At 47.1% G+C, this 12,561-nt stretch carries 12 protein-coding genes; 1 reads left to right on the forward strand and 11 read right to left on the reverse strand.

The genetic code is table 11. From position 1 onward, the window contains the following. Window positions 1-7 precede the first annotated feature (7 nt). From BGX14_RS03405 to pflB, 9 genes are all read right to left on the reverse strand, one after another. The gene (locus tag BGX14_RS03405; RefSeq protein WP_095879058.1) at window positions 8-1,624 is read right to left on the reverse strand and encodes a TonB family protein; all 1,617 of its coding nucleotides are present in this window, start codon (window positions 1,622-1,624) and stop codon (window positions 8-10) included. A gap of 50 nt (window positions 1,625-1,674) precedes the next feature. Then, window positions 1,675-1,905, reverse strand: a complete 231-nt coding sequence (locus BGX14_RS03410; protein WP_158223216.1) for a YARHG domain-containing protein — start codon at window positions 1,903-1,905, stop codon at window positions 1,675-1,677. 57 nt (window positions 1,906-1,962) lie between these two features. Next, a complete protein-coding gene (locus BGX14_RS03415; protein WP_095878958.1) occupies window positions 1,963-2,916 on the reverse strand; it encodes a DDE-type integrase/transposase/recombinase in 954 nt (317 codons plus the stop codon). 11 nt (window positions 2,917-2,927) lie between these two features. Next, on the reverse strand, window positions 2,928-3,263 hold the full coding sequence (locus tag BGX14_RS03420) for a transposase (protein WP_095878959.1): 336 nt from the start codon (window positions 3,261-3,263) through the stop codon (window positions 2,928-2,930). Window positions 3,264-3,408: 145 nt separating this feature from the next. Next, on the reverse strand, window positions 3,409-4,116 hold the full coding sequence (locus BGX14_RS03425) for a hypothetical protein (protein ID WP_143394110.1): 708 nt from the start codon (window positions 4,114-4,116) through the stop codon (window positions 3,409-3,411). A gap of 90 nt (window positions 4,117-4,206) precedes the next feature. Further along, a complete protein-coding gene (locus BGX14_RS03430; RefSeq protein ID WP_198951137.1) occupies window positions 4,207-5,559 on the reverse strand; it encodes an IS5 family transposase in 1,353 nt (450 codons plus the stop codon). Between the two features lie 194 nt (window positions 5,560-5,753). Beyond that, window positions 5,754-6,269, reverse strand: coding sequence for a hypothetical protein (locus tag BGX14_RS03435; RefSeq protein ID WP_073303672.1), 516 nt, complete (start codon window positions 6,267-6,269; stop codon window positions 5,754-5,756). 355 nt (window positions 6,270-6,624) lie between these two features. Further along, window positions 6,625-7,368 carry a pyruvate formate-lyase-activating protein gene (gene pflA, locus BGX14_RS03440; RefSeq protein WP_095879061.1) on the reverse strand — a complete coding sequence of 248 codons (744 nt, stop codon included), beginning with the start codon at window positions 7,366-7,368 and terminating at the stop codon, window positions 6,625-6,627. Further along, entirely contained in the window at window positions 7,368-9,620 is a 2,253-nt protein-coding gene (gene pflB / locus BGX14_RS03445) for a formate C-acetyltransferase (RefSeq protein ID WP_095879062.1), read from the reverse strand. Before pflB ends, pflA begins: the two co-directional genes overlap by 1 nt. A gap of 336 nt (window positions 9,621-9,956) precedes the next feature. Between pflB and BGX14_RS03450 the strand changes: the two genes are divergently transcribed. Further along, window positions 9,957-10,718: a hypothetical protein gene (locus tag BGX14_RS03450; protein ID WP_095879063.1), complete on the forward strand. Its 762-nt coding sequence runs from the start codon at window positions 9,957-9,959 to the stop codon at window positions 10,716-10,718. Here BGX14_RS03450 and BGX14_RS03455 read toward each other — a convergent pair. Next, window positions 10,712-11,071, reverse strand: a complete 360-nt coding sequence (locus BGX14_RS03455; protein WP_143394111.1) for a hypothetical protein — start codon at window positions 11,069-11,071, stop codon at window positions 10,712-10,714. The genes BGX14_RS03450 and BGX14_RS03455 overlap by 7 nt on opposite strands. 201 nt (window positions 11,072-11,272) lie before the next feature. Further along, entirely contained in the window at window positions 11,273-12,559 is a 1,287-nt protein-coding gene (locus BGX14_RS03460) for a hemolysin family protein (RefSeq protein WP_073303681.1), read from the reverse strand. Between the last annotated feature and the right edge of the window lie 2 nt (window positions 12,560-12,561).

The following is a 12,561-nucleotide window of genomic DNA, read 5'->3' on the forward strand; positions in this document are numbered from 1 at the left end:
TTTGCATTCATTCAACCGAGGAATTCTCAGAGAAAGTAAACGGTATTGTCACAGTCGTGCTACCCGAATCAACCTTCTTAAACGTCCAACGGCTTACAACTTTCTTTACTTCTTTATTAAAATCTTTTTTCCCTGTCGTTGAAGACTTTATAGATATATCAGATATTGATCCATCTTCTATGATAGTAAACTTCAAGGTAACGGTTCCTTCTAAGCCTGGGTGTCTTTTTATGGATTTATTGTAGATATGACGTAATCCAGGACTTCTCTGACGCGCTATTTTGAATACATCCGTAGTAGAGAGTGCGCCGCTAACTTCAATATCACCTTCAGTCAGTTTTATGACAGTGTTGTACTTTGGTTTAGCTGTGTTTGGTTTAGCTGTGGGAACAAGCCCCGATGATTGACCAGCAAGGGCAAATGCTATGGAGTGCTCTCTCTTATCTTGCTTTTCTAAGGATTTGAGCGCTTCACTCACTTTATCAATATTTTGGGTAACCCCTGCATTCTTTATAAGGTCATAATCCGCATACCAGTTTGAATTCCAGTCCTTTTTAGCATGAGCCATCGCCTTTATTTTATAAAAGAGCACCTCCATTGTATCCCGTGGTGTCGGCTCATCATCCTTGACACAACGAACACTGAGTCCGTTGTCCATATAGGTGTCGTAATCACCCGCAAAAGACGCATGAACTCCAAAATAGTAGGCCTTATCATTATCACGAGATAGTGCAGTACTCCAAAAATTGGCTTCAGAGCTCACATTATGGAAGCCACCAAGGTCACCACGGTAACCCGCAGGAATAGCGGAAAAACCGGTAGTGTTGGTAGCATTTTCCCACTCATCTCCAGTCGCCTGAAAGGCGAAAGCAGCGTCATCATCTAGATGAAAAGCGAGTTCTTCTATGTTTTTCGATTTTTCTAAATATGCAAATAATTTCTTAAATTCATATCCGGAGGGCAAGTGCCAGTTCTCTGGGCAAATTCCACGGATAGGGTTTGTCGCCTTGCAATCTCTACTATGTCCATCTCCGCAGTCCTCGCCTTGTGAAGAATACAGGCCGGCACTATCCATTGCCGCTGCCCATGTGTAATAGCGTCCCAAAACTTTGCACTTGTCCTCATTGCAGTAATTTCCGTATGGTTTCCCTTTAACCTTGTATTTAAAGTTTAAATTTTCAGCCATCCATACCTGATTGCCGATTTTCACAGTCTTGTACTTTTTACCATCGCGGGAGTCTACCATCTCCCCCATTTGCGGATTTATATTTTCCCTCTTCAATTTTTTATAAAATTTTTTATCAACACGGGAATCAAATTCTGATCTTTCCATTGCATTCAATTTTAACAACTCTTTTTTTGATATTTGTGCAGTTGCATACTGGTCACAAATTTTTTTTGACGCATTAGGAACGTAACCACCAACTTTTGCAAGTATTCCACCTAATCCGCATTCCAGTATATATTCTTTACCATAGTTGTCATCACAATCATATATTCTATAAGGATAAAAATAACCAAAGCCATGTTTAGTTTCAACCTTGTTACTGAGACACATTGCTTCTCTACTATAGCACGAAATGCTTAGAGTTGCAATCGTTACAAGAATGACTAGAAATTTCATAACCGCTCCTTTGGGATTGATTGTATTAATTTAAACGAACAAAGAACTTATTATTCTTCCAAAATCTTTAGAACACCGACATTTCTCTTTTCAATAGGATTCAATTGATCATTTATGTCAGAATATTTTGGAGCATACCAAGCAAACTGACCAAAATAATTCTTCAGATCTTCGCTCTTAAAGATATAGCCATGCTTTGCAAAAATTGCATTTCTGAGAATACGCTTTTCATCTTTAGAATAACTCTTCAAATCTTCGTATGACAGTTCAACCGTACTCAATTTTGTCCCGCCCAAGTTGAACTTGGAAAATTTTAACAAAGCTAATAAGGGATTCCGTCAGGTCGGTTGGTTAGCCCAATAGTCCTCACGTTCTCTTGTCGCATTATACAATTTTGTTCTTCGTTCTGCAAGTCGTTCCTCCATCTTTCCTGCGAAAACCTCGTCAGGAGTCAGGAATCCGATTGCGGAATGTAGCCGTTCCGAGTTGTAGTAATTGATCCAGTCCGACATTTTCCTCTTTGCATCGGAATAGTCCTGGTAAGCGTCACGACGGACTTCCTCCGCCTTGAGGGTCTTGTGAAAACGTTCCACTTTCCCGTTGCTTTGCGGATGGAAGGGAGATGTAGAGGTCTCCCTGAGTTCAAGTTTCGAAACCAGATCGAGGAAATCCTTCGAGGCGAACTGCTTCCCGTTATCGTGGATTATGCGGGCATGCGCATCGGGATGGAGTTCCTTCGCCCTGGTCACGAGAATTTCAACGTTCAAGCCTTCCATCGTGGAGAAAAGGTCCCAGACGAGAACCTTGCGGCTGAACCCGTCCAGGACGCAGGCGAAGTAGAAGAACACTCCGCAAACTCTGACGTAGGAATAATCCGTATGCCACTGTTCATTCGGACGTGTCGGCTGGTCGAACCCCTTTTTCCGCGCTTCCGCAGGAAAAGCCCATTTGCCGAAAAGGTTGTTCCTCTTCAGTATGTTGTAAACCGTCGATGGACGGGCGTATGCGATATCCCTGTCTACCATAAGCCAGGCCAGGTAGCGGTATCCATGCAGATGGTCCTTGTACTGTTTGCAGAAGTCGACGATGGCGCGAGTCTCTTCCGGGGTCATCCAGTTGGACTTCGGCGTATCGTGGTTATGCCGCGTTTCCGCCTTCCTCCGCGAAACCCAGTTGTTCCATGTACTTTGCGGGATTCCCAAAAAGGATACCAGCCTGGACGGGGCGATTCCCGTCCTTGCGTAAATGGCGTCGATTTCCGCAATGATGGCGGTCCGTTCGGAGAGGCTCATTTTCTTCTTTCCTAGGGACGGCCAGTTAATTTTTTTTTGAGGGCCAGGTTCTCCTGAGCGATGTCGGCGATGACGGCATCCTTGTCGGCCAGGGTTTTCTCGAGAGCGTCTATTTTACGCTGTTGCGCCTTTTCGGTTATGTCGGGGCGTTTCTGCTCGAAAATCCCCGTAGCGGATTCGAAAAGTACCTTCCTCCATTCGAGAATTTTGTTCGGATGTATCTTGTACTCGTCCGCAAGTTCAGATAAGCCCCTGCCCTTGAGGAGAATTTCGCTCAGGATTTTGACTTTGTCCTCCGCACTCAGGCGGCGACGTTTCTGTTTTTCAGGTTTATTTTCTTCTGCCATAAGGTGGCTCCTTGGTTGGAAATATACACCTTATTAGCTTCCTCAATTTTTTCCAAGTTGCGGTTAAGCGCTACAATTTTTCAAGCATTTGTGGAGAAAGAAGTTCATCAGATTCATCCTCGCCAGCTCCGTTGTCATGATATATTTATTCGTCTTCTTGCGAATCTTCTACATCTACCGAATCTTCATTTTGTTCTATATCATCATCTTCCGTTTTGCATTTGTAACGTCCTAAGCTGGAATAGTCGTATTGATGGTAAGTAGCCCATAATCCCCAATAACATTTATCCTTATCTTTGCTACAATCGACCTCCTTGTAACATCTTGAGCGTCCATCCCAGAATGTCCATACACCAACACCCCTGTATGTAAATTTTCCCCATCGTCCTTTTTTTAGCAATTTACCACGACTTTCCGAATATTCAAACCATTCGCCTGTCGGATCGCCATTGTCCTCCCGATAAGCTTCTAATATTACCTTGCCATCGCGAGCAAACTTTTTTTCAGACAAAGGCAAACCACTCTTCTTTGTATATATGGCTTCCAAATACAGAGAACCCTTGCTATCCCATTTGCCTCCTTTATCCCTCCACACTCTTGTCACACCATCCCTTTTGGACGTAAAAAATCCTGCATCATCAGGAGTGTCCGACAAGGCATAATTGATTTCAATCATCCAGTCGGTATCATATAAACTTTTGTCAGAATCAGTTTTTCCAAATTTTTTCACAGTCTTCAAAAATGTTCCATACGGATTACCATATTGGGGCTTTGTCAAGTCATGAGCGTAAATAACTTCTTTACACTTTTCAGACTTTCCGCCATATTCACAGAAATACTCGTAAATCGTCAAATTGTCTCTGCATGAGGTTCTTCGATTATAACCGTCATGAAGGGAAAGGCCCTCCTTTTTGCATCCGTATTTAGTCGTCCCTTAAAAAGGTCACTTTGCGAACGCAAGATAAGGACGTTCGCATTTTTTGTTCATTCCGTTCCACAGAAGGCAAAAAAAGTATAGCCATTCCAACAGGACAAAAAAGCGCCTCATGGCCCTCTTGAAGTTGAACGCCGCTGCTGCAAGCTTTGCATTGAGCATATCGCCAAAGATTCCCTTGTAGAAATTTCTGCCCATACGGTGATCGCTTTTCAGATGGCCGTTGATAGGCTCGATGCCAGCCCTCTTGCAAAAAAGATTGTGTGCCTTTTTCTTCTGGTAGTAAGTCGCGTTTTTCTTCGGGACGTCGGGTATCACGATCTTTGTCGTTCCGGATTCCTTTTGTCCGCGGTAGCCTCGGTCGCATGCGGCCTGGCTCGGCCTGAATCCAAGCATTTGTTCAACATGGTCAAGCGTATCGTCTATCGTATGTCCGTCATACTCGTCCCTGAACGCGACTGCGCCGACGATGATGCCGTTGTAGCTCCGGGCAATTGACACCTTGTTGCCGAACTCGTATTTCTTGTGTTCCTTGCCCTTGCCGATGCATTTCACTTCGGGTTCGTGTAGCGAATAGATTTTGTCCTTGTCGCATTTCTTCTGTGCCAGAACTTTGTAGAAAAGTTCAATTTTTCCTTTGTACGTACCCGACAGATTTTTCTTCGAAAGATTCCGTTCCATTTCGCGGACGAGCCGTCCCGCGATGGTTTTCAACCTGCGATCCGCCTTGTGAGCCTTTTTGGCGTTTTTCGGGTGATTGCGGAAACGCTGGTCACGATGAATCTTCTTCAAGGTTCTCTTGTAGGACTGTCTCTGCGGAAGGCCGTGTTCTTCCACGATTTTCTGCACCTGCTCTATTATCTTGTTCGCAAGTTTGGCGTCTGTAGGGAACGTGATGTTCTTTTCCTGCACGGTCGTGTCAAGAAAGACCGTGCCGCATCCTGTCGGTCCTTGTTTATCGTGGTCATCGTTGACGAGGATACTTTCCTTGAGGATCATGTCCAAGCCTTCCTCGCCGATCTTATGCCGGAAGTGGACAAGTTCGCTCGGGTCGCAGGGTTGCTCCGTCGAGAAGAACCGTTCTCCGCAAAAGTACTGGTAATAGGCGTTTTCCTGGAACTGCTCCACGACGGACTCGTCCGATACGTTGCGGATGTGCTTCAGGATGATGAGCCCGGTCATGAGACGGATCGGCTTGTTCGGCGCACCCATTTTGTCGTCAAACAGTTTCGAAAACTCGGTCTCGAACTTGTTCCAGTCAATCTTGTTCGCAAGAACGTAAAGGGGATGCTTGTGGTTCAACTGCTCCTCAAGGGAACAGAAAAGGCTTGTCTGGGCGGAGGATTTTGGCGGTCTGTACATGGGAAAAATTGCAAGGTTTTCAGTCATATTTTAGAAAACCTTGCAATATTTTCACAGGGTAGAAATCAATTTTTCCCAATAGTTATGCGGGCTGGGCGGGATTTTAAGGGACGACTATTTATTTTCGCCACTACATGCCGTAACGGGGAAAGCTGCGGCTATTGCTAGAACTGCAATTAACAAGAATCTTTTGTTCATTTGGATTCCTTTGAATTTAAGCTCGATGTTTTCATGCGCAAACGCAAAATTTCTTTATCCGTTTTTCGAAGCAACTTTTTTCCATGTTCGGCAACATTTTTTGCCTTACTATACTTCTCATCCCAATCGGCTTCTTCGCCTACATCGAATTTTGCCATTTCATGAAGAACTGCGTTTCGATTTTTTCGCCAGGAATCAATCTCCGAATGAAGGTCTTTTGAAAACTCAGGGTCTGTAGACAACGGCCTCAACAAATCGCCTAAGTTCTTTTTGATTCCGCAAAGTTTTTTATAGTAAGCGTAGGATTCCAGCCTATCGGCTATAAAACTTTCTTCTAAAGTAACCGCTTCAAGATAGAAGCCCTGCTCAATACTTGAATCTATCCGTTGAAGTAATTTTGCATACAAATCATGCCTAAGTTTTCCGTTGGAAGTCCCTTTCTTGCTTTTTTCTTCAGCAAGGGGTCTTTTCTTTTCCGCCATTGACGGCTTTTGATTGATTAATTTGGGCATCTGTGTCCAATCCTTACAATTTTTACATCAAGTGTAAAAAAAAACTTACTTTGTCAAGTAAAATTTCAGGAAACAATCTGTTGCCGAATTTGCGCTCATTTCAGATTTATTCATAATTGATCATCTGTAATGAAACGTTCCTCTTTGCGAAAAAAATGTTCACACTTTGAAAAAATTTTTAATTGAGAGTATGTGGTGGAAGATCGTATATAATTTCCAAATTTTAATTAGTGGTTAGTGATCAGCGACTAGTGCCCTTCGACAGGCTCAGGGACCAGTTGGAAGTTAGAACTGAGAACTAAAAACTGCTCACCGAGTTCGCCTTGTGAAAAGATGATACCTCCTCTTTCGCCATTTATTCCGTCCAAAAATCCTTTATGTGCAAAATTTCTTCGGCACGGCGAATCTGCTCTGCGGTCGGGCTTTTCGCGTCCATCAACGAATACGGGATACCCAACTGCTGATACTTGGGAATCGCCAGCGCATGATACGGCAACACTTCAACCCGCTGCACAGTTCGAAGCGTCCGAATGAACTCGTAGGTATTCCAAAGTTCCTCTTCACCGTCAGTCATTCCCGGAACCAGCACGCGGCGAATCCACATCGGCACGCCTTTTTCCGAAAGGTATTCCGCCATTTGCAAAATGTTTTCATTCGGTTTGCCGGTAAGTTCCTGGTGCGCGCGGGCGTCCAGCATTTTCAAATCGAGAAGAACGAGCGACGTCGCATTCAAAAGCCTGTCCCATTTCGCCAAATACTCCGGCGTTTTTTCAAACGGGTTTCCGCTCGTGTCCAAAGCCGTATGCACGGAATGCGCACGGCAAATTTCAAAAAATTCCGTCAAAAAATCCAGTTGCAACAAAGGCTCGCCGCCGCTTACCGTCACGCCGCCGTTATTTTTCCAGTAGCTCTTATAGCGAATCGCCTTGGAAAAAAGCTCTTCGGAAGACATCGGCATTCCCGCAGAAAGTTTCCAGGTTTCCGGATTGTGGCAGTAGCGGCAGCGCATTCGGCAGCCTTGCAAAAAAACGACAAAGCGAACGCCGGGCCCGTCCACAAGCCCGAAGGATTCCAGTTTGTGAACAAAGCCGACGGTCATTACATCCGATCGTGGCAAGTACGGGAAATCACATCCATCTGCTGTTCCTTCGTCAAGTCGATGAATTTGACCGCATAGCCCGAAACGCGAATGGTGAAATTCTGGTATTCTTCTTTTTCGGGATGTTCCATCGCATCGATGAGTTTTTCACGCCCGAACACGTTCACGTTCAAATGGTGCGCGCCCTGTTCAAAATAGCCGTCCATGACCTGCACCAGATTATTCACACGCTCGCTTTCGGAATGCCCCAAGGCGCCCGGATTGATCGTCTGCGTGTTGCTGATGCCATCCAGAGCCAAATGGTACGGGATTTTCGTCAAGGAATTGAGGGAAGCGAGAAGGCCGTTCTGCTCGGCGCCATAGCTCGGATTGGCTCCCGGAGAAAGCGGTTCGCCCGCTTTGCGGCCATCGGGCATGGAACCCGTCGCCTTTCCATAGACGACATTCGATGTAATGGTCAAAATGGAAGTGGTCGGTTCCGAATTCCGATAGGTATGGTGCTTCTTGATTTTTCCGATGAAGTTGCGCAGCAATTTCACGCCGATGCTGTCGGCGCGATCGTCGTCGTTTCCATATTTGGGGAAATCCCCTTCGGTTTCATAGTCGATGACGATGCCGTTTTCGTTGCGGACCGTTTTCACCTTGGCATACTTGATGGCAGACAAGGAATCGATCACGTGCGAAAAGCCCGCGATGCCCGTCGCAAAAGTCCGGCGCACATCCGTATCGATCAAAGCCATTTCCGCCGCTTCGTAATAATACTTGTCGTGCATATACTGGATGACGTTCAGCGTGTTCACGTAAAGGTCGGCGAGCCATTCCAGCATGACGTCGTATTTTTTCACCACCTCGTCATAGTCGAGATACTCGGAGGAAATCGGTTTGAAAGCCGGTCCCACCTGCTCGCCCGTTTTTTCGTCCACACCTCCGTTAATCGCATAAAGCAGAGCTTTCGCCAAATTGGCGCGCGCGCCAAAGAACTGCATTTCCTTGCCGGTTTGCGTCGCCGAAACGCAGCAGCAAATCGAATAGTCGTCGCCCCAGACCGGCTTCATCACATCATCGTTTTCATATTGGACGGAGCTTGTCATCACCGAAATTTTAGCGGCGTATTTTTTGAAATTTTCTGGGAGCCTGCTCGTGTAAAGAACCGTCAGATTCGGCTCCGGCGAAGGTCCCATATTTTCGAGGGTATGAAGGAATCGGTAATCGTTCTTCGTGACCATGTGGCGGCCATCGACGCCCGTGCCGCCCACTTCCAAAGTCGCCCACACCGGATCGCCGGAGAAAAGCGCGTTGTAAGAAGGGATGCGCGCAAACTTCACCATGCGGAACTTCATGACCAGATGGTCTATCATTTCCTGCGCTTCGTCTTCTGAAATCAGGCCTTTTTTCAGATCGCGTTCAAAATAGATGTCGAGGAAAGTCGAAATGCGTCCGACGCTCATCGCCGCCCCGTTCTGCGTTTTAATCGCCCCGAGGTAGCCGAAGTAGAGCCACTGCACTGCTTCTTTCGCGGTCTTTGCCGGGAGGGAAATGTCAAAGCCGTAAGACGCCGCCATCACCTTCAATTCCTTGAGGGCTTTAATCTGCATGGAAATTTCTTCCCGCAAGCGGATAACGTCGTCCGTCATCGTGCCGTCGCCGCAATTCGCCTTGTCCTTTTGCTTTTGGGCAATCAGAAAATCGATGCCATACAGAGCCACCCGGCGATAATCGCCGACAATACGACCCCGACCATAAGTGTCCGGGAGACCCGTCACAATGTGGTTGTGCCGGGCCAGCTTCATTTCGGGAGTGTAAGCGTCAAAGACCCCGTCATTGTGCGTCTTGTGGTATTTCGTAAAAATTTCGTGGAGTTTCGGCGAGGGCGTGTAACCGTATGTCGTGCAAGCTTCTTCCGCCATGCGGCTGCCGCCAAAAGGCATGAACGCACGTTTGAGGGGCTTGTCCGTCTGGAGTCCGACAATTTTTTCCAAATCCTTCAGGGAATCGTTGATGTAGCCCGGCGCATGGGAAGTGATGGACGAAACGATTTCCGTATCCATATCCAACACGCCGCCTTTAGCGCGTTCCTCTTTTTGCAGTTTTTGAAGTTCACCCCAGAGCTTGTTCGTCGCCTCGGTCGGAGCGGCAAGGAATGCGGCATCCCCATCGTAAGGCTTGTAATTTTTCTGGATAAAATCGCGAACGTTCACCTCGTCTTTCCAAATGCGTCCTTCAAAACCATTCCACGCTTCAAACTGATCCATACAAATCTCCTTTTGCTTGATTTGCCTTCAAATATACTGATTTTGCTCCATCCGGACTTTGGGGACGCCTGCATTTCATCCGGTAAAATGCTCGTTCAAGTAAAATACGGAAAAAGCTAAGAACGATGTGAACGGGAAGTCTCTCGTCAAGAGCGCAAGAGTTCGGTGGGAACGCCGTTTCGAGAGAGAATATCAGCTTGCTTGCAGAAGAATTTATTATTTTGCAGAAATCATAAGAAAATAGTAATGAAAATCCTCTTCGTTACTTACACATCGACATCTCTGGAGCTGGCCAATGTTCGCTAAAGACGGTTTCTTTTTCCTGATCGCCAATGCTTGTTTTTTTTAGCTCTTTGGGCTTTCGCCGGTTGCGCGATGACCAGTTCCGGAAATTTCGTGGGCGAAGCGGGCGTGTTGAAATATTCGACGGACGAAAAAAAGTACCGTTTCGCAGAAGCGGGATTTGCTTTTGGCGGAAACGACGATTACCGGATTAGCGCTCCGCAGCATGAAACGGGACTCTTGGGTGGAGCGGCCCATTTCCGAGCGGAATTATTTTCCTTGGACTATTCGCTTGGGGGAAATCGCGGAGGATTCTTTTTGTCCGTTCCCGTCACCATCCCGCTGGACGTGGGAATTCGCCCGAGCTTTGTACAGTGGGTGGGCTCTTTTTACGGCGGCGCGGGAGTTTCCTTTGTGGACGGATTTTATCCCAACTTGCAGGACGACGATTACGAACCGAAAGCGGACGATTCCTGGGGACGCTTCGACGGATTCATCCTCTATTCTCTGGGTGGAGGCTTCTTGCTGGACGTTACAAAAAATTTCGCCATGGGTGCTTACATGACTTGGGAACGCACAGCATTCAATTCCGGCGGAGATGTCTTTGAAAATTACGGTATTGATCTGGATATTCTGGATACGCCCGAAGAGAATATGCCCGCCTATGCCTACCGCAAAATGGTGACGACTATCGGCGTGCAAGCCTTTGCCAAGCTCAAAATGCCGCTAGGATTTTACGCGGAATGCGCTCCGGGCGGTTTGCTGAAAAACGAAGGCACCTGGCAATTCAAAGCCGGAACGGTCGTACTTTATTGATAACTCGTTAATGCTAGGAGAGGCCTATCTGCCCTGACAGCCGTCAGGCTGCCGCCCGCCTGTCGAACGGACAGAACAGGCAGAAAGCGACGTGGCTCTATCCTTCCGACGAGTAAAGCATTTTCGTCATAGCAAATTGCGAAATAGCCTCTTTCGTCATTGCGAGCCCCTTCCTGTCCGCCGACAGGCAGGAAGGGGGCGAAGCAATCTTTGTATGCGCTAGAGATTGCTTCACTACGTTCGCAATGACGTGAAAGTTGATGCTCCGCAATGACGTGAAAGTTGACGCTCCGCAATGACGAAGCAGCTTCGTTCGGGGAGACGGAAGCGCCCGAAGTTTGCTTCACCATCAAGGTATCGGGGAATCGGAAAAAGGGAATTCGCGATGAGAAAACAAACCATTAGCAATTCTAATTGCCACCGATTTTTGAATATGGATTTTTAGAGGAGGCCAAAATAGTTCTATGTGGAAAATTTTCCGCCAGACGAAAACAACCTTTCCTCACCTCTTTAGAAAAGCAAAGCGGCTAGAAGCCGCTTCCCCTAGTAGGCCATCATTTTGCCGGCCAGAGCATCACTTTCGTCATGCGCGTTCCATCCATCTTGAGCACACGGAACTTGTTGCCGTCCAAAATCGTTTCCGCTCCCGCCGAAGGAATCGCGCCCAGCTTGGCAAGAATCAAGCCCGAAACGGTTTCCACATGAATTTCTTCGGGGACCGTCAATTCGATTCCCGTCGCATCTTCAAAATCCGAAAGGGTGAGCAGCGGATTCAAAATATAACGGCCATCCTTCAATTTCTGGATCATCGCGTCATCTTCCAAATCGTCTTCGTCCTTGATTTCCCCGACGATTTCTTCCACGATGTCTTCGACCGTGACAAGCCCCGCGACTCCCCCGTATTCATCGACGACTATCGCCAACTGGTTTCCGTTTTGCCGAAGTTCACGCAAAAGATCGTCAATCTGCTTGTTCTGCGGCACAAACACGACCGGATTCAGCAAGGACTGCAAATCGAAATTTTCTTTGCCATGTTCCGTGTACCATTCCAAAAAATCCCGCGCCGAAAGAACGCCGACGATATTGTCCACCGATTCGCGATAGACGGGAACCCGGGAATGGCGTTCCTCGTTCAAGGTCTGAATGGTTTCTTCCAAAGTCGAAGAGACGTCCAGAGCGACCATGTCCACGCGGGGAGTCATAATTTCCCGCACCGGCGTTTCCACAAAATCGAAGATGTTCAGCACCATCTGGCGTTCATCTTCGTTCAAAATGTCTTCATCGTCGTCGGAGACATCCGAAGTCAGGGCGTCCCGCTTTTCTTCCGACAAAAAACTGAGCTTGGAATCGTAGCCCAGAATCTTGTGGACTTTTAAATACAGCTGGCTGGAAATTTTCGCTTCCAGCACGAACGGCAAGCGCAGATATTTGTAAATCGGGAGCAGGATATACGAAAAGGTTTCCGGCTTCAAAGCGCCAAACATATTCGGCACCAGCAACACGGCAATGTATTCGACAATGCCCGCAAGAACAATATAAACGCCCAGCCCCCACAACGGATGGCCGTAAAATCCCCGCGTCCAGACGAAGGCGCAGACAAAGCCCAAAACGCCTGCGCTCACGTTCAGAAGCGTCCGCGCGATGGAAATGGTTTCATTAAAGCCGGAAGCCTTCACATAGCCGTTCACTTTTTGAACCAGCTTTTCGTTTTCTTCGCAATCCGTCGTTTCCGACAAAGCCAAAAAAGCAATTTTAACCAGCGAGAACAAAGCCGACAGAAAAAGGCAGACAAGGGCAAGAACCAGAAACGGTACCAAATTATCCCACGAAAAACTTTGCATGG

It is taken from the genome of Fibrobacter sp. UWS1 (genome assembly GCF_002300445.1).
GTDB classification, from domain to species: domain Bacteria; phylum Fibrobacterota; class Fibrobacteria; order Fibrobacterales; family Fibrobacteraceae; genus Hallerella; species Hallerella intestinalis.